Below are 17,993 nucleotides of genomic sequence, written 5' to 3'. Positions count from 1 at the left end.
AGATCGCTAACTCAATATCCAAGTGGAAGTTCGATTCATTACCTGTTAAGATGTGGATATGTAAGGAGGGTTGCGGAAATGAGTTCATTAACAGCAGCAGATATTGAACAGATTGTGCTAGAGCAAAAAACATTTTTCGAACAAGGCCAGACCAAGGAGCTGCACTTTAGGCTGAATCAATTGCAACGATTGCTGCAAGCCATAAAGCGTCATGAGCAGGAAATCGTCGAGGCGCTTTATCAAGACCTTCGCAAAAGCGAACTAGAGACCCATATGACAGAAATTATAATCGTAACCAATAGCATTCGACATGTCATGAAACATCTCAAAAAGTGGATGAAGCCGCAGAAGGTGAAAACTCCGATTTATCTATTTCCATCATCCAGCCGTATTATGAAGGAGCCCTACGGCACAGCTTTAATTATTGGTCCCTTCAACTATCCATTCCAGCTTGTCATCGAGCCGCTTATCGGGGCCATTGCCGCGGGCAATTGTGCCATTCTCAAACCATCCGAAAGCTCGCCTCATGTTTCAGCTTTAATAAGTAAAATCATAAATGAAACCTTTGACCCTACTTACATAAGAGTTATTGAGGGTGAGAAGGAAACGACCTCATTGCTCATCCACGCGCCGGTTGATTATATTTTTTTCACAGGCAGCATCGCTGTCGGCAAAATTGTTATGGAGGCGGCTGCCAAAAACCTTGTTCCTGTCACGCTTGAGCTCGGGGGGAAAAGCCCTGTCATCGTAGATTCTTCTGCTAACCTCGAGATCGCTGCCAAGCGGATCATCTGGGGCAAATTAATGAATACCGGCCAAACCTGTATTTCACCCGACTATGTGCTGGCTCATCAGGATATTAAAGAAAAGCTAGTCGCAAGTATGAAGGAAGTCATCCAATCCTTCTATGGATCTTCTATACAAAGCAACAAAGATTATGGTCGAATCATTAATCAACGCCAATTTGACAGGCTTGCTTCCATTCTAGAGCAAGACAAAGCCAGCATCGTTTATGGAGGAGGCACAGACCGCGATGACCTCTTTATCGAACCGACGATACTGGATGGCGTTTCATGGGATAGCGCAGCGATGTCAGAAGAATTATTTGGCCCTCTTTTGCCTGTTATGGAGTACCAAGATATGCATGAGGCCATTCGAATGATTAACGCTCATCCAAAGCCGCTTTCCCTTTACTTATTTACTGAGAATAAAGCGCTGGAGGATGAGGTTATGAGCCGTGTTTCTTTCGGCGGCGGCTGTATTAACGATACGATTATGCACGTCTCTAATCCCTATTTGCCATTTGGCGGTGTTGGCAGCTCAGGTGTAGGAGCCTATCATGGCAAATACAGCTTTGATCTGTTCTCGCATCAGAAGAGTATTTTGAAGAAAAGCACTAAGTTTGAGCTTGGGCTCGTCTTCCCTCCTTATGCTGGAAAATTAAAAAATATTAAAAAGCTGCTCAAATGAGCAGCTTTTTTGGCTGACAAACAGGAAGTTAGTTTTATGCAAGCTTCACTTAGTTTCGTGTATGTAGCATTGGTTCGACTTCTCATATAATCGGTTTATCACCACAACATTAGGAGGTCATCCATTATATGAATCAATCACCGCTTCTACTCACTGACGAGCAAATGCAAAAGTTTATTACTGAAGGTTTTCTTATTCTAAAAACAGATTTCCCTGAATCCTTCCATCAAGCCATGACAGCTGAACTTGGAAAAGTTTATGACGAGGAAGGCAATCCCGGCAACAACCTGCTGCCGCGAATTAGGGAAATACAACAGGCTTTCGACAGCCCCGTTATTACAGGCGCATTAACAAGCGTACTGGGTCCAAACTACATGCTGCATGCCCATCGCCATGGCCACTTTAATGCACAGCCGGTTGCTGGCGGTTGGCATAAGGACAGCTACTGGGGCTACTCCCGTATGCGCAACCACCACCCATGGTGGGCTATGATTATGTACTTCCCGCAAAACACACCAATTGAGCTTGGGCCTACTAGCGTTGTGCCTGGCACACAAAATTACGAGTCGCGTACCTTCGCCTCTGACGAGGTGCAAGGAGAAGCTTACGCTAGCGGTGAAGCAGGTACATTTGCACTCATCCACTATGATATCTGGCACCGTTCAACACCAAATGTATTAGGCAATGCTCGTTACATGCTTAAATTTGAATTTATGCGTACAGCTGTTCCAACTAAGCCTTCATGGAATAATCTGATTTCGGAGTGGAAAGAGCCAGCTGACCTTGCCCTGCCAATCGCAAACCACGAAGACATGTGGGAAGAAACATGGAACTGGATGTCAGGCAAGCTAGGCAGTCTAGCAAACACTGCGGAAGCAAACGAAGAGAAATTAGCCGCACTGGCAGCGGCTTTGGAAGATAGCTTCGAACCAAATGCCTTGAATGCAGCCTATGAGCTTGCTAAATATGGCGCTCCAGGCGTGAAAGTACTGCTGGCTGGTCTTCATCATGAGAGATTAGACGTATCACGCACATCTGCTTATGGACTGTCCATCGCAGGCTCAGACGCAGTAAGCGGATTAATTGAAGCACTAGACAGCGATCGCTCAGAAACTGTACAACATGCTATTTTTGCGCTTGGCGAGCTGCGCAGCTACGCTGAATCCGCGCTTCCAAAGCTTGTTGAACTTCTGTCCCACTCCGACGCGACAGTAAGAATTGCAGTCGTTGAAGCACTTGGCATTTTGTCTAATTCTTCAGAAATTGCAGTGAAGGGTCTTATTACAGCCTTGTCCGATGAGGATGTTCAAGTACGATTCACAGCTGGGCTGTCCTTATCCCGCATGGGTGCTGCAGCGGCTGCAGCCGTTCCCGCTTTGGCGGCAGTACTCGATGACGAGAACCGTTATGTAAGAGCTCATGCTCTAGAAGCACTGCGCTATATCGGCACGGATGAAGCGAAGGATATTTTGATCAAATCACTATTCAATTCCCGCTGGTGTTCGACAACTACGCCTGCAAACAGCTTTTATCCTTGATTCCATCGGAATTCTTATACTTGCAGCAAAAAAAGATTGTCCCAAAAGAATTAGTTGTGCAGAACAATCCTAGTCATGGGAAAAAGTTCGGAATAGCAAAGGAGCTAAGCGATTTGAATCTGCTTAGCTCCTTTGTTTTTGGCGTACGCTGCTACGAACTCAGCAGCTCTTATTTAGACCATTTGCAAGCAATTATTATTGCAACGAACTCCAGCATCGCTATTTCGAGAAAAACAGCTCATATCACCCTATCGAGCATGACATAACGCCAATCAGGTTCGTTAGCGTTTGAATAAGATCATTTTCTGCATAATAAGCATGATACAGTTCGTTAGAGAAAATACTAATCCCAAAGCGTAACAGCGCAAGCGAACTATTCGCTGTCCTTTTTGCTTACCTCCATCAACTGATGGCATTTCGTTTGAAATTCATAAGGATTATCTACAAATAAATAGATTTGGTCAACTTGTTCTCGAATCCCGAACGCCGTAATAACCGTGATTTCTTCTTTTAATATCATATGCACATTAGGTTCTGTATCCAGAATCTTCATCGTTTTCTTCATTTTATCCTTAGCTAATTTCTCGAATTTAATGACCGAAATAGATGCCATATTATTGATATTCATATCTGAATACAACTGAATGCCGTACTGAAACCTTACTTGTTGATCCGATACCAAAATAGGATTTAAGCACATCGCTCGGTAATCAGCAATTAGCAGCAAAATAATATACACATTTCCTAATGAGAGTAACCATGCAGCGGTATGCGACCATTGCGCAAGCAGAATATGCATGCATACCCCTTCAATAATCAATACTTTCGAAAATACGAGTAAGGTTATCAGCTTGTTAGAGTTTTTATGATAGCTAAACGAGGCAGCCCCCGTTCGAACGAACGGTTTTTCTCTCCATGCGAACAAGGCGTAATAAAAAATAGATAATTCATGCGTGAGCAAAGCTGTAATTTTGGGATGGCGAATGGTCTCTTCTAGACTTTTCCGAAGTGTTTCTATAGGGTGATCATCAACTTTTCTATAACGCTTATAGGCAGCTGCAATATCATAGATTTTTAAAGCTAGAATAAATGGCGGCAGCGGGATAAGGAAATATTTTATAGCGTTCATCGTTTCTTGATCGGTGTTTGGTACAAATAACGCTAATGCTAAATAACCCAGAAGAGCAAATGGAATGATGGATGCGATTTTGAATTTTAGTTCGCGAAACCATAGAAAGTACAGCAATAAAGGGACAACCACGACAAAATCTAATGCAATGCCAAGGGTCAGCAGTTGATCATTCTCTTTAATTAGAACAGAATTAGCAAATAGAAGATCGAGCAAAATGATAATGAAGCTTGAAGCAATAAAGAAACTAATATTCTTTTTATAGAGTTTGTTAATGGCATAAACACTCCCTTCCATTTCCCTTTTCATTATCTAATATAGGGGTAAAAATAACGCTGTTCAATTCCCTCATGTGAAGAAAATGGAAACATTTTGTTTGTACTCATAAAAAAAGCCGTCGCCTTAAACAGCGACGGTTTATTAATTAATCATTTCAGTGAAAGCTCCCTATATTCGCTCGGTGACAAAGCCATATACTCTTTGAATAAACGAGAGAAATAAGTGGCATCCATTCCTAGAGATTCAGCAATTGCCGAGATGCTAAGTGAAGTAAAGGATAACAGCTGCCGTCCTTTGTCCATACGCTTGCGATTCACATATTGTATAGGTGAGAGTCCTGTCGTATTTTTGAACATGCGTATAAAATAATTAGGGTGAAAATGTACAAGCTGAGCTAGAGTATCTACTGTAATATTTTCCGATAAATGCTCTTCAATATAGGTCAGCACGACATTCAGCTTCTCAAATGAGCTGGTTGCCGGTGTCTTAATTGTCACATCCTCAGCCTGCTCCAGCATCATCGCCATAATCTCAAGAAACGCCGACTGCAGCTGCAGCTCGGATGTCCAGTCTTCACTCTTATGATGGTGCACTAGCCTTTCAAATTTACCCTTCAAGCCTTCGTGATCGGATATCGATATCATGACGGGCATTTCGAGCAGTTGAAACAGGTTGAAATTATCTATTTTTGCAGTAAAGTGACACCAATATTTTCCGTAAGTATTCGTATTAATCGTTCCATAGGATTGTACGACATCTGCGGGCAGCAGACACAGATCACCGGGCTTTGGATAATAAATTTGATTCCCGGCCTTAATGTACCCTTCGCCCTCTTGGATATAATATAGCTTATTCACATCCGTCGTATAATTATCGTCCTTCCACGAAAGCGGCACCTTCGTATAGTCGGCTATGGCAACATGCAATTTCAAACCGCTCATATAGGACTTCCAAAATGTACTTTTGCTTGCGTTCACCGTTATTCCCGCCTTTCAAGGCTGTCATACCCATTGTTCATCGAAGATCGCTACGATTACCATACCATAATAGCACAAAAAAAAGAGGCAGTATCCCTCCCTCTGCCTCTTCTTATTTTCTGCTTAAGCTTGAGCGAGCCCTTGCTTGACCCACTGCGCAACATTGACTGTACGCTTAGCTTGATATTCCACAGCTGCTTTTACATCCTCAACCATTTTCCCGCCTTGCACCGTCACGCTTGTCCCATATGGATTGCCGCCAGCTTCAAAGGTAACTGGACTCGAATAACCCGGTGCAGCTACTATCGCTCCCCAATGATACATTGAAGTGTATAGTCCAAGGATGGTTTGCTCTTGACCGCCATGCGCGTTCTGCGCCGAAGTCATTCCGCTGACTACTTTATTGACTAGCTTGCCGTTAAACCAAAGTGAGCCTGTCGAATCAAGAAACTGCTTAACAGGACCAGGCATACCGCCAAAGCGGGATGGAATACTAAATATAATCGCGTCCGCCCATTCCAGATCCTTATAGGTAACCTCAGGTATATCTTGCGTTTCTGCAACATGAGTTCTCCAGATAGGGTTCGCTTGTATTGCTTCTTCTGAGGCAAGCTCAGGCGTCTTCAATATTTTCACCTCAGCTCCAGCTGCTTTCGCACCCTCTACAGCCCACTGCGCCATTTGATAATTTGTTCCCGTTACACTGTAATATATAATAGCAAGATTAATCGTTGTCATCTGATACATCCCCTTAAACGTTTATGTTATTCGCTCAGTTGTTCTGCATTAATGCCGATCGTTTTTAATAGCTCAATAAGCTTCTCTTTATCCTCGTTGCTTACAGAGCTCAAATTGCGTGTAATGACATCTGCATGCTTCGGAAAAATATCATCAAACAATATTTGCCCCGCTTCGGTAAGAATGACATTTGAGCCTCTACGGTCGGTAGCGCTTGGTTCCCGTCTTACATATCCTTTTTTCTCAAGCTTATCAACTACATAGGTAATGCTTCCGCTTGGAATGCAGAACTTTTCACTTATTTTCTGTATCGGATGAGGGCCCTTGCTATACAAAAGCTCCAATATCATAAAATGTTCCTGACTAATGCCATGGCTTTCAATATCCTTGCGGACATTGTCGCCAACTGCCTTAGACGCTTTGAACCATATACGAAATAACCGAAGATCAAGCTGGCTCTGTTCACTTTGTTGATTCATGCCCATGCCTCCTTGCTGCATTTATCTTAAAATCGTATTTCCTATTTTTAGCATACTTTTATCCTATCATTAGGCTAAAGACATGTCAACCAACTTTTACCACACGCAAAGTGGTTGTCTAGCAAGTGTCTAATCGCTTAGCACAGCCTTTTTTAACTATAGAGCATGATGTTTCCAACAGTCCTTTGAAGAAAATATGATAAACTAGTACGTAATGCTAGAAAACGTAAGGAGATAGATCATGATTAAGCTAGTATCTTGGAACGTAAATGGTTTACGGGCATGCGTAACGAAAGGCTTTAACGATTATTTCAAGGAAACGGATGCAGATATTTTTTGCCTGCAAGAAACGAAGCTGCAAGATGGACAAATCAGTATGGAGCTTGGTGAGGAGTACTCGCAATATTGGAATTACGCAGTTAAAAAAGGTTACTCTGGCACGGCTGTTTTCACTAGGCTAAAGCCACTCTCCGTGCACTATGGTATTGAGGAAAACTCGGAGCCAGAGGGCCGAGTCATTACGCTGGAGTTTGAAGGATTCTATCTAGTTACGGTATATACGCCTAACGCCAAGCGCGACTTATCGCGATTGGATTACCGAATGGAATGGGAAGATCGCTTCCGCGGTTACCTTCAGCAGCTTGATGCCTTAAAGCCTGTCATTGTTTGCGGTGATTTGAACGTAGCCCATCAGGAAATTGATCTTAAGCATCCGAAGCCTAATCTAGGCAACTCTGGCTTTACGCTTGAGGAGCGTGGCAAGATGACGGAGCTGCTAGCAACTGGCTTCCTCGATACATTCAGACATTTTTACCCGGATCGTACGGATGTGTACAGCTGGTGGTCGTACATGATGAAGGTGCGCGAGCGGAACGTGGGATGGCGGATCGATTATTTCTTAGCCTCTTCAAGACTGAGCCCACTGCTCATCGATGCGTCCATTGACACTCATATTTTGGGCAGCGATCATTGTCCTGTTTTGCTTACTTTGGAAGAACCGCCGGCAATCATATAATCGTCATAAAAAAGGCGGGCAGCACTCATGATGAGCGCTGCCCGCCTTTTGCTTCGAATTAGCTTTGAAGTGACTGAGTTAAAACATTTTTTTCACGTAAAATCGAAAGTGCCTTTTGCATCTTGTCCATGTAAGCAGGCTCTTGGCCCGAGCACATAAAGCGAACGTTTCCGTTGCCTCCGCCTCCGGGAATACCATAGCGGCTCAATAATGCGGATAGGCGTTTCACCGTTCCCACATTCCCATCCACAATCTCGATATGAGCAGGAAGCAGCTCCCTCAATATATCCTTGTAGAAAGGATAATGTGTACAGCCAAGTACGATAATTCCGTAATTGTCTAAATCATAGTTTGCGAGCTTTGCCCGGAAATATTCGTTAATAATCTGTTTATCAAATTGCAGCGCCTCACAATAACGCACAAGCTCCGGCAGAGGCAGTGAATCCACGATTCCCATCTCATCCACGCGTGACACGAGTGCGTAATATTTTGGCAATTGTAGCGTTAACTGCGTTGCGAAGACGAGTACCCTTTTGCCTGTTGCTCGGTTCATTTCTACTGCTGGCTTAACAGCAGGCTCCATGCCGACAATGGGCAGGGAATAACGCTCTCTTAACTCGTTAATTGCAATACTAGTCGCAGTATTGCAAGCCACGACCAATGCATCTATGCCCTCTTCCATCATTAAACCAACCGTTTCAAAAATGTACGCTTTCACGTCTTCCTCTGACTTCGTCCCATAGGGAACGTGGAGCGTGTCCGCCATATAAAGAAAATCCTTATCAGGTAGTCTTTGAAGTGCCTCCGCTAATACGGTAAGCCCGCCAAGCCCTGAATCAAAAAAACCAATTCGCATGTCTCATCGATTCCTTACGTTTATTGGAATAGAGTACCTTCTGTAGCTATATCCATCTTACCTCATTGCCTGCCTCCATAAAAGCTTATAATTGCATTTGCGAAGAAAAAAATGCCTCAAGTCCGGATAGACAAGAGGCATTTCATCTGCTTCTATGGTGCCCGCTTCGGCAGCAGACGTACATAATCATCTGAAAGCTTCATGAGTTCCAGTATATAATCATAATCTCCACGATATTTGCTGAAGTCGGCTACCGGCTTTTTCGTTCTAATATCGACGGCAGTTCCGTCCTCAAAGCCTTTGCCTGGTATAAATAAGATGTCATTATTAAAAAATGATCCTGTCGGCAAATAATACCGCATACCAATTACATTTTGAGAAATATTAAGCAAGTCATGACCAAACGTCGTAAAAGCTTGGTCATCAAGCGATATGCCTAGCAGATTTGTAACGGTCGGCATAATATCAACCTGACCGCCAACCTGATTAACGGTTTTCCCCTCTACGCCTGGTACATGAACAATAAGCGGGATGTTTAAGCGGCTAATTTGCTCGTCATAGTCGATGCCAAGCTGCTCACTAACCCATGCAGGATCATTGTCTGTCGTTTGTAGACCAGCGTGATCGCCATAGGCGACCAAAACCGTGTTTTCCCACATGCCGCTCGCTTTGAGCCCCTCAATAAAACGGCCAAGTTCATAATCGGTATAATTTAATGCCGTCAAATAATTGCCCAGCTGCGTACCCTGCAAGGAATCCGGCATCGTAATATGCTGAAGCTCCGTTGGAACCTTAAAAGGATGATGACTCGATGCAGTTACGAATTGAGCATAAAAAGACTTGCCTTGCTCCTTCATATCCTGAAGCTTTTCAAGACCGACCCTGTAAAGCTCCTCATCCGATGCGCCAAAAGAATTAAAATGATCATTTTTAAATGATGCTTTATCATAATATGCCGTAAAACCTAGCGCAGGATACATTCGGTTGCGATCCCAAAAAGTCACATCATTGATATGAAAGGTTTCAGATTCGTACCCGCTTTCTCCAAGCAGTCTGGGAAGACTCGGCAGCTCTCGATCACCATAGCCTGTAGACATCGCCATATCCCCGGTTGGATAGATTGAAGTATTCGACATGAATTCAGCGTCCGCAGTATTCCCTTGTCCAATTTGTTGGAATACATAAGGAAAATAGAAGCTTTCCTTCGCTAGCTGATTAAGAACAGGTGTAACCGCCTGACCACCGACAGACAAATTGATGGCAAAGTTTTGGAATGCCTCCATTTGAACGACAATTACATTCTTACCTTCGGCAGATCCGAAATAATTAGGCATGCCTGCAACGACCATATCTCCAGCTTGATCAAAATAGGAGGATTTGAGCGCTATCGCATCAGCCCCTGTTTCTTCTACATTGCCATTTTTCAGCGCAGCCTGCTCTGTGCTCGCCTTAACCGCTGCCGCTACCTGATAATTGATATAGCCTAAATTCTCAGCTTTCACAATCTCGTTCGGAATCGTACTCGCAGACCAAATGAATCCACCCGAGATTGCAATACATAGAACAGCTGCAATAGCTGTATACAGAGGTTTCGCAATTCGCTTGCGCCCATCGCTGCGTACTCCTCTGACACGTTTAACAATATATAGAGCTGCCAAGACGGCAACATCCAGAAAGTAAATATAATAAGCAGGCAAAATAATTGACCCTACGCTTGTCCTAATTTGCAGCACCTGGTCAAGTCCGTGCAGTGCGGTATAAGTAGGCACTGTTCCGTAATAACTGACATACACCGTTGAAGCAAATAGCAGCAAGGAAAACACGGCATTCACGAGCCCATATACGGCTCCTCTCCACCTCGCAGAGGTGATTAGCTCCAGCAGCAGAAGCAGTGCAAGTACGGCTGCCGCATCAGGCAGCAAGCTCTTCACCTGTATGCCCGAAAAGACGAAATGGCGAAACAGGAGCATTTTCAACATCATAAAGATGAATATAACGATAAACAGTGATCTGTCATAACGTTTAGGGAAAAACTGCAAGACGCTCACTCCTTAGATATTTGCACTTCATTAAATATAAAAAAACCGTCATCACCTGACGGCTTTCTTAAACTTTAATGTTAAGGCAATATAAAAGCAAATGCAACGGCTAATAATTAGTAGACTTTATGCCGTGGCCACTTCAAAAATAGAATCAACAATGATCGGCAGCTGATTTCTTAAGGAGCTCGCCCCCATGACCGAACGTGCATGAATTCCTCTCTCGCCAAATACCTCCACCATCAAATCCGAGAAGCCATCGAGCACCTTATGATGCTCTTCATAGCTCGGATCAGCATTCACAAAACCTTGTACCTTTACTACGCGGGTCACAAGATCCAACCGCTCTAGTGAATGCTTTAATACGGCGAGAACTTCAATTCCTGTCTGCCTAGCAAGTTGATAACCTTCTGCTGTCGTGAACTCGTTGCCAAGCTTCCCTTTTATCGCGGCCGAAGGACCTTTTCCCGAAACAAACAGAAGTCCATTTGAAAATACACAGTTAGCGTATTTAGCTGCGGGCTCGCTCGCCTTCGGTACAATAATTCCCAATGTTGCTAATCTACTTTCTATAGTTCCTTCTACTTGCGGCATAGCAACCCCTTCTCTCCATTTATATTTCTTGTTATTGATGGAAGCCTATGCCAAAGTTTATACTGAAATTGACCTCTAAAACAGCGTCAGATTTATATGAATTTTAAGGGTCAGATTGTGTGGAGATAAGATGGATATCAACCTTTCAGAAGAAGAGCAAGGTCCTGTCTATTTGGTGTTGTACAGACATTTACGGAAACTCATCCAATCTGGTGCTTTAGCGGATGGAACAAAGCTGCCATCAATACGATCGCTCCGCGAGCAATCGAAGCTTAGCAAAACGACAATTGAAACGGCGTATCACATGCTGCTGGAAGAAGGTTATGCGGTTAGCAAGCCGCGCGCCGGTCTATTTGTCATACAATCACAATTAACTCCTGCTGCCGCAACGTTTCATAAAGAGATCTCGGAAGAGCATGCTAGCTTACACCGTCATTCCATTCCGATTCCTATCCAAAACGACGCAGTCGTCGATTTCAGCCTGCTCGCCGTGGACGGACAATCATTCCCCATTCGCGCATGGAAATCCGTTCTTCATGATGCATTATCTCTCCATGCGAACTATGTTCATCAGTATGGCGATCCGCGGGGCGAATATGATTTGCGTTTGCAATTGTCTTACTATTTAAAGCGTTCAAGAGGCGTCAATTGCACGCCTGAACAAATCATTATCGGATCAGGTTTTTCTTACAGCACACAAATTCTCGCTAAATTGCTACAAGGTGCATCGACAATTGCAGTCGAAGAAGCCGGTATCGCTCAGGTAAGAGCTGCCTTCCAGCAGCACGGCTACAACGTCGCTCCTGTCCCCGTCCATAACATGGAGAACTTCGTATCTATATTAGAAGACAAACAAATTCGAATCTTATATGTCACTCCTTCACATCGTCCTACTGGGAGCTCATTGCCGTACTCCACTAGGCAGCTGCTGCTCCACTGGGCCAGCACAAACAGCGCCTATATCATTGAGGATGACTACGACGGAGAATTTCGTTATTCGGGCAAAACCATCCCTTCCCTCCAAGGAATGGATCATCAGGGCAGCGTCATTTATATTGGGACGTTTTCCAAAGCCTTCACACCCGCGCTGCGTATGAATTATATGGTTGTCCCGACTCCGCTGCTCAGCAAGCTGCAATCTATAGAGCACACACTTACAAGTCCATCGCGCATCGATCAGTGGGCCATGCAGCTGTTCATGGAACGAGGGCATTGGTACAGGCATGTAAGGAAGGTTCGCAATCTTTATCGTAAAAAACGTGCAAAGCTGCTTGAACTCATTGACAATTATTTGCCCGAGTATGTGCAAGTTCATGGTGATTCTGCAGGGATGCATGTGGAAATCGCTGTTCAAACAACGTGCAGTGCCGAGGAGCTGATTAAGCTTGCTGCTTCGGAGGATGTTTACGTGTATGCTGCACAGGATACGCCTGTCCTGCCCAGTCGTTTTGCAAGATTATACTTGGGGTTCGGCGGACTAAACGAGAAAGAAATGGAACGAGGGATACGCCGGCTCGCGAAAGCATGGGTGGGAGCCCTATCTCCTAATCTTGAATAACAGGGGGCTTTATTAATGGCAAACAATCATTTCCTTACAGATCTCGATGGAACGCTGCTTCAATCGGATGCTACCTTGTCCAAGCATACGATTAACGTCATAAAGCATGCGATGAAGCAAGGTATCATCATTAGTTATGCAACGGCAAGAAGCTATATGAGCTCCAACAAAATTGTATCTGTCATTCCGTGGAAGTATCCGATCGTTTTATATAATGGCGCGGTTGTCTTTGATCCCCTTTCATCTAAGGTCATAGGCGGATACTGGCTGGATAACGAATCAACAAATCAAATTATTGATCTAGGAAGAAAACAAGGTCTAATTCCCTTCTTGTTCGCGCTTGATGCGGAGGATAAGGAACGTGTATTTCATGAGAAGCTGCTGCGAATTGGCGACATAACCTTCTACGAGAGCCGCCCTAATGATCCTCGTTTTGGAGAAATGCCGCTGCTCGAATGCTCGAATGCCTTTAGGACGCTGATTGTGACCTATATTGGCTTGCTGCATGAGCTTGAGCCGCTTAAGGATGAAGTACAGCGCACATTCGGCGATCGGGTTCATGTTCATCTCATGAAGGATCAATATATAAAAGATCATTATTTTCTAGAATTTAGCCACAGCAAAGCCAATAAAAAAGAAGGCTTGAAGCAGTGGGCGGAGCTGATGCAATGTACGCCTGAGGACGTTACAGTGTTCGGTGATAATTTGAATGACTTAGGGATGTTTGAAGCTGCCGGCACCAAGGTCGCTGTTTCCAATGCGCATCCCACTCTCATTGAGCTGTCCACGTTAGTCGTAGAGAGCAACGATGAGGATGGAGTAGCGAAGTATATTGAGCGTGTGATTGAGGAGCAGTCTTAGGCTGTATATCTAAAAGCATCATTGCTGGATAGCTGCTTCCTTTGCGCGAAGTACAATAAAAACCTATCGTGTGAATGAAAGAAGAAGCTGCCCCAAGGTCATCGACCTTCTGAGACAGCTTCTTCTTCGTTCTCGTCTTTTTGCACATATACAACCTATAAATATAACATTCCTCATCGCTTTATTGACGACGTCTTGCTCGCACAACAACAATCCCAATGATCATAAAAAGGGCTAGCGCACCTATGATGATCTGCAGCTTTGTTGGTCCGCTTTCGTTAGCCTTACCACCGTTGCTAGGCAAAACCTCGCCAGCGCTTAAGGGCAGCGGATTATAACCATTGCCTAATACCTTCAACTCTTCTCCTGCAGCAGAAACCAGCTTCGTTAAATCACATATCCCTGTTTCAAGCTTTCCTGATCTGTCATTAGCAGACACGATATAGGTATCACCTGCATTAAATTTTTCATATCCGCAGCTTGCAGAACTCATCGCTGTATATACAGCTGTCTGCTGCTTGAGTTTTCCTTTCCATACCGTTGCTACTTCAAAGTCTACTTGAACGAGATCAGCAGATGACATCGTTTTTTTCTTAGGAGGCTGTGTTACCTTTATTACTTTTCCAGTGAAAATGGCGGTCTTGCGTCCAAGCTCATCTTTTACCTGCGTCTCTGCAGACGGCGACATTGCACACGAGCATGCGAAAGCTGCTTTAGGGTTAACAATAAGTGCTGTACTTAACAGAATGACTCCACATAAAAGGTATATCAGAATTTTTTGGTTCATCATCATCACCTCATAACCTAGACGGGCTGAAAATGATAAATGTTCCCACAATAATGGATCGTTATGAAATAACGTTTACCGAAGCCGCTGGCTATTTACTCATTAAATTGATATATTACCTAAGGTGAGCGAGCTTAATGCAATGGCAACGAGCTCCTTAGACTAAAGAACCGTAGGTGACTAACATGATTGAGGTAAAGACTTCTAAGCTTAGCGATGGAGAATTTAATAGAGGAGTATTTGCGAAGGTTGATATTGCAAAAGGCGTACTGTTTCATGAAGCCCCAGTCATTCCTTTCCCGAATGAGGAGCATGAGCACATAGAGAAAACAATGCTTGCTGATTACGTGTTTGAGTATGGCGCTAATCACACTGCGATCCTGCTTGGATACGGCATGTTGTTCAACCATTCCTATACCCCAAATGCTTATCACGATCTTGATTTTGACAATCATGTCGTTAACTTCTTTACTTACTCAGACGTAAAAGCTGGCGAAGAGCTTCTTATCAACTACAACGTGGATAACGATGATCCGATGTGGTTTGATGAGAAAGTGAATGAGGACGAAAAATAGCAAGTGAGCTTTCCGCCCTTATTCTAAGCTTCACGGCGTAAATAAAGACGAGCCCGTTCCGCAGAAACTGCGATCGGACTCGTCTTTTTCGTTCACAACAAATTATACAAAACCACCATTCACCCGAATCGTCTGACCTGTCACCCACTGTGACTCGTCACTGGACAAAAACAGCACCACACTCGAAATATCCTCAGGTTCACCCAATCTTCCGAATGCATTCATATTGGCAATACCCGCTATTTGCTCTTCTGATTTCCCTACCTTAAAGAGCTCCGTGTTAACAGGACCAGGTGCAATCGCATTAATGGTGATCCCCTTTGGACCAAGCTCCTTCGCCAGCTGGCGAGTGATCTGTTCAACTGCGCCTTTCGTCGCTGCATATACGCTATACGTTGGGAACATCGCGCCAACAACCGAAGTCGAGAAATTGATAATTCTTCCGTTAGCGTTCATATGCAAAGCCGCTTGCTGGCAAGCAAAAAATGTGCCTTTCACATTAATAGCGAACTGCTTATCGAAGTCTTCCTCTGTCATATTAGCAATCGGCTTCGTGATCATAATACCCGCGTTATTCACAAGAATATCTATTTGTCCAAAAGCTTCTATCGTTTTGCTGAACATAGCCTCTACTTCTGCCACGATACTAATATCAGCTTGAATCGCTATGGCTTCACCACCTAAACGCTTAATACCATTTACTACTTCTTCTGCTTTACCTGGGCTACTCGTGAAGTTCACAACAACCTTTGCACCTTTACCCGCTAATTGCTCTGCAATCTCCCGACCAATTCCCCTTGACGCTCCCGTTACCAATGCTACTTTCCCAGCTAAACGATTCTCCAAAACTATTCCCTCCTTGGCATCTACATCATTATGCTCTGATTATATTCTCGTGACAGACAAATATCAAGTGACATTTTTTATTATTTGTCATTTTGTTTAAAGAAGATTTATCTATAAATAAAAAAGCCCCTCTGATTAAAATCATCATGGGGCTTCACATTATAGGATTCCACTAAGCAGTAAATTCCATACGAATTTGAATTGTTCATCAATGTCTTCTGCCAACCATTCATTGGCATGTGCAGGATGATGAAATTTCGATGTTGCAAAAAAAACGGCCTTCGCCAGACTCTCGGCATTTCCAGACTTAAATTCGTTTGAACGTATCCCTTCATCTATAATTTGCGTGACCTGCCCAATCAATCGATTCACATGATCGGTGATCATATCAACCGCATTTACAGTAACAGCCGCGTACATCGCAAACATCTCTGAATCATTGGCTGCATAATTCCGTTTGCTGCTGATGAGTGTCTCCATCCATAAACGCAAGCGCTCTGAAGAGCTGCCGCCGGTTTGATTGGCTATCGCTTCTAAAGGCAATGCGATGCATCTCTCCAGCCAGCGCCCCGTTACCGCTTCTCGCAATGCAGCTTTACTTGCAAAATGGCGATACAACGTACCATGGCTTACTTGCAGCACCTTAGCTACATCCACAACCGAGCTTTTATCAGGCCCATAACGTCTAAGCACCTGTTCAGCTGCATCTAAAATCGTTTCTTTATTCAACGGAAGATCATTTGTCATATTGGGCAGCGAGCGATTCATCCAGTACAAACAGCTGGAAGATCCTATAGCTCAGCACTCTCCCCCTCTCGGTGATTTTAGCCTACTATATCAAATCAAGAGTGTAATGACAATATCGTTATTTTGTTATTCGTTTATATGCTGTTAAAATATAAGCCAATTTAATTCGCAAGCAAACATGATAGACAATATTTAAGATCTTAACGTATGCTTGCAACATAATGACTTTGTAATAATAAAGCCGAATGTCCTCTAGTAAGAGGCATTCGGCTTTATTTGCGCTTATGACTTAAAGGTATAGCCCGCCCTTTTATGAAAAAAAGAGAGCTATTGACCAATAAAGGTTGCAGAGCCGTTATCACCAGTAAAAGGAGGTGCGCCAGGCGTTGTTACGTAACAAATAATCATTTTGTAGGACTTACCCTTGGATATGTTCTGGTTAAAGGTAAGCACAAAGCTTTGGTTTTGACTGTCTGCCGCAGCTATCGATACTTTACTCGCTGTTAATGAATTGCTTGGATTAACTTGATCATTTTTGCCAAGGGTTGCAATGCCTGTTGGCGTAACATCCGTTGTACTCTGAATCCAATAATTTGTTGGCGTTATGCCTTTTGTTCTGTCAACCGGCTGGTCGTAAGTGATGAGCAGCTGATTAGGCGATGTTTGCTTCACCTCGCGCAGCATTGGTATGGTCTGCTCCCTAGCACTTGCTGCCTGAGGAGCAACAATCGCCAGAGCAAAAATGCTGATCAACACGAGCTTTGTCATAAACCTACTCATTTTGTTCCTCCCTATTCAATAAGTGAAGTATTTGTTACTTTTAAGGATAATGCCCTTACGAGTAATCATTTATCCAAAAAGAAAAAAAATGTATAGCACAAAAAAAGACCAGGCTCCCCTCATAAAGGAGAAACCTAGCCTGCTTTGTCTTTATGTATGAACATTTAATGATAGCGAACAGCTTAAAATTAATGATCAATAACGATGCTTTCTAGTTTCACGTTAACCGGATGAGCGATTGTGTCGCCAACTGGACATTTGCTCTCTAGAAACTTCACGAATTCCTCAACCTTTTCTTTTGGTGAATCGGTTTTGATATGAAAGGTATAGCGAATATCCGAGTAGCCAGGACGTACATCCGATTTATTGAAAAATCCATCAAGATCGATGTCGCCTTCTACCTCTACTCTGAAATCATCCAGTTTAACATCAAACTTTGGAGCGTAAACTCTAGCAACAATCGATTGGCAAGCTCCTAATGAAGCGAGCAGCGCTTCAACAGGATTCATCCCCGTATCTGTCCCGCCCAAGCTTTTGGGCTCATCGATCGTGAGCTCGAAATGTCTAGACTTCGTTAAAACCTTTACTCCTTCTTGTAATTGAGCAGTTGCTTTAAACGTTTGAACAGCCATTTTGTAGTCTCCTCTAGTTCATTGGCTTTTTTGTAGACCATTTACAAAAAACCAAGTTATTTACTAGGTATTATATGTTCATTCTAAATTTAT

At 43.6% G+C, this 17,993-nt stretch carries 19 protein-coding genes; 7 read left to right on the top strand and 12 right to left on the bottom strand.

What is annotated here, in order from left to right; translation table 11 throughout:
- Nucleotides 1-78 precede the first annotated feature (78 nt).
- From AC0VYE_RS03860 to AC0VYE_RS03850, 3 genes are all read left to right on the top strand, one after another.
- Entirely contained in the window at nucleotides 79-1,470 is a 1,392-nt protein-coding gene (locus AC0VYE_RS03860; protein ID WP_475446166.1) for an aldehyde dehydrogenase, read from the top strand.
- 128 nt (nucleotides 1,471-1,598) lie between these two features.
- On the top strand, nucleotides 1,599-3,008 hold the full coding sequence (locus tag AC0VYE_RS03855; RefSeq protein ID WP_475446164.1) for a HEAT repeat domain-containing protein: 1,410 nt from the start codon (nucleotides 1,599-1,601) through the stop codon (nucleotides 3,006-3,008).
- A gap of 20 nt (nucleotides 3,009-3,028) precedes the next feature.
- The gene (locus tag AC0VYE_RS03850) at nucleotides 3,029-3,274 is read left to right on the top strand and encodes a hypothetical protein (RefSeq protein WP_475446162.1); all 246 of its coding nucleotides are present in this window, start codon (nucleotides 3,029-3,031) and stop codon (nucleotides 3,272-3,274) included.
- Between the two features lie 107 nt (nucleotides 3,275-3,381).
- Here AC0VYE_RS03850 and AC0VYE_RS03845 read toward each other — a convergent pair whose 3' ends face one another.
- From AC0VYE_RS03845 to AC0VYE_RS03830, 4 genes are all read right to left on the bottom strand, one after another.
- Nucleotides 3,382-4,434, bottom strand: coding sequence for a hypothetical protein (locus tag AC0VYE_RS03845; protein WP_475446160.1), 1,053 nt, complete (start codon nucleotides 4,432-4,434; stop codon nucleotides 3,382-3,384).
- A gap of 131 nt (nucleotides 4,435-4,565) precedes the next feature.
- The gene (locus AC0VYE_RS03840; protein WP_083682118.1) at nucleotides 4,566-5,393 is read right to left on the bottom strand and encodes an AraC family transcriptional regulator; all 828 of its coding nucleotides are present in this window, start codon (nucleotides 5,391-5,393) and stop codon (nucleotides 4,566-4,568) included.
- 123 nt (nucleotides 5,394-5,516) lie between these two features.
- Nucleotides 5,517-6,131, bottom strand: a complete 615-nt coding sequence (gene wrbA / locus AC0VYE_RS03835) for an NAD(P)H:quinone oxidoreductase (protein WP_475446158.1) — start codon at nucleotides 6,129-6,131, stop codon at nucleotides 5,517-5,519.
- 26 nt (nucleotides 6,132-6,157) lie between these two features.
- Nucleotides 6,158-6,610 carry a MarR family winged helix-turn-helix transcriptional regulator gene (locus tag AC0VYE_RS03830; RefSeq protein WP_076268781.1) on the bottom strand — a complete coding sequence of 151 codons (453 nt, stop codon included), beginning with the start codon at nucleotides 6,608-6,610 and terminating at the stop codon, nucleotides 6,158-6,160.
- 244 nt (nucleotides 6,611-6,854) lie between these two features.
- Here AC0VYE_RS03830 and AC0VYE_RS03825 point away from each other — a divergent pair, with 244 nt between their 5' ends.
- A complete protein-coding gene (locus tag AC0VYE_RS03825; protein ID WP_076268888.1) occupies nucleotides 6,855-7,625 on the top strand; it encodes an exodeoxyribonuclease III in 771 nt (256 codons plus the stop codon).
- 58 nt (nucleotides 7,626-7,683) lie between these two features.
- On the opposite strand, the gene murI is transcribed toward AC0VYE_RS03825, so the two are convergent.
- The 3 genes from murI to AC0VYE_RS03810 all read right to left on the bottom strand — a co-directional run bounded on the left by murI (nucleotide 7,684) and on the right by AC0VYE_RS03810 (nucleotide 11,114).
- Complete coding sequence (gene murI, locus AC0VYE_RS03820) at nucleotides 7,684-8,481, bottom strand: glutamate racemase (protein WP_076268780.1); 798 nt, start codon at nucleotides 8,479-8,481, stop codon at nucleotides 7,684-7,686.
- A 152-nt stretch (nucleotides 8,482-8,633) separates the two neighbouring features.
- Nucleotides 8,634-10,520, bottom strand: coding sequence for an LTA synthase family protein (locus AC0VYE_RS03815; RefSeq protein ID WP_305953891.1), 1,887 nt, complete (start codon nucleotides 10,518-10,520; stop codon nucleotides 8,634-8,636).
- 126 nt (nucleotides 10,521-10,646) lie between these two features.
- On the bottom strand, nucleotides 10,647-11,114 hold the full coding sequence (locus tag AC0VYE_RS03810; RefSeq protein ID WP_076268779.1) for a RidA family protein: 468 nt from the start codon (nucleotides 11,112-11,114) through the stop codon (nucleotides 10,647-10,649).
- Nucleotides 11,115-11,244: 130 nt separating this feature from the next.
- Here AC0VYE_RS03810 and pdxR point away from each other — a divergent pair, with 130 nt between their 5' ends.
- Both pdxR and AC0VYE_RS03800 read left to right on the top strand, forming a co-directional pair.
- Nucleotides 11,245-12,672 (top strand): MocR-like pyridoxine biosynthesis transcription factor PdxR, encoded by a 1,428-nt coding sequence (gene pdxR, locus AC0VYE_RS03805; protein ID WP_076268778.1) that lies wholly within the window; start codon nucleotides 11,245-11,247, stop codon nucleotides 12,670-12,672.
- A 15-nt stretch (nucleotides 12,673-12,687) separates the two neighbouring features.
- Entirely contained in the window at nucleotides 12,688-13,533 is an 846-nt protein-coding gene (locus tag AC0VYE_RS03800) for a Cof-type HAD-IIB family hydrolase (protein WP_076268777.1), read from the top strand.
- 181 nt (nucleotides 13,534-13,714) lie between these two features.
- Here AC0VYE_RS03800 and AC0VYE_RS03795 read toward each other — a convergent pair whose 3' ends face one another.
- On the bottom strand, nucleotides 13,715-14,320 hold the full coding sequence (locus AC0VYE_RS03795) for a hypothetical protein (protein ID WP_083682116.1): 606 nt from the start codon (nucleotides 14,318-14,320) through the stop codon (nucleotides 13,715-13,717).
- A gap of 185 nt (nucleotides 14,321-14,505) precedes the next feature.
- On the opposite strand from AC0VYE_RS03795, the gene AC0VYE_RS03790 reads away from it, so the two are divergent.
- On the top strand, nucleotides 14,506-14,895 hold the full coding sequence (locus tag AC0VYE_RS03790) for an SET domain-containing protein (RefSeq protein WP_054026376.1): 390 nt from the start codon (nucleotides 14,506-14,508) through the stop codon (nucleotides 14,893-14,895).
- Between the two features lie 102 nt (nucleotides 14,896-14,997).
- Here AC0VYE_RS03790 and AC0VYE_RS03785 read toward each other — a convergent pair whose 3' ends face one another.
- The 4 genes from AC0VYE_RS03785 to AC0VYE_RS03770 form a co-directional block, all read right to left on the bottom strand.
- A complete protein-coding gene (locus AC0VYE_RS03785; protein WP_076268775.1) occupies nucleotides 14,998-15,741 on the bottom strand; it encodes an SDR family oxidoreductase in 744 nt (247 codons plus the stop codon).
- Between the two features lie 159 nt (nucleotides 15,742-15,900).
- Complete coding sequence (locus tag AC0VYE_RS03780) at nucleotides 15,901-16,509, bottom strand: TetR/AcrR family transcriptional regulator (RefSeq protein ID WP_256710938.1); 609 nt, start codon at nucleotides 16,507-16,509, stop codon at nucleotides 15,901-15,903.
- A gap of 306 nt (nucleotides 16,510-16,815) precedes the next feature.
- A complete protein-coding gene (locus AC0VYE_RS03775) occupies nucleotides 16,816-17,268 on the bottom strand; it encodes a hypothetical protein (RefSeq protein ID WP_076268774.1) in 453 nt (150 codons plus the stop codon).
- Nucleotides 17,269-17,456: 188 nt separating this feature from the next.
- Nucleotides 17,457-17,900 carry an OsmC family protein gene (locus AC0VYE_RS03770; protein WP_076268773.1) on the bottom strand — a complete coding sequence of 148 codons (444 nt, stop codon included), beginning with the start codon at nucleotides 17,898-17,900 and terminating at the stop codon, nucleotides 17,457-17,459.
- Nucleotides 17,901-17,993: the final 93 nt, after the last annotated feature.

The organism is Pristimantibacillus sp. Z349TD_6 (genome assembly GCF_056173205.1).
Note: the sequence above shows the minus strand (reverse complement) of the source record. Positions and strands in the feature narration are given on the sequence as shown.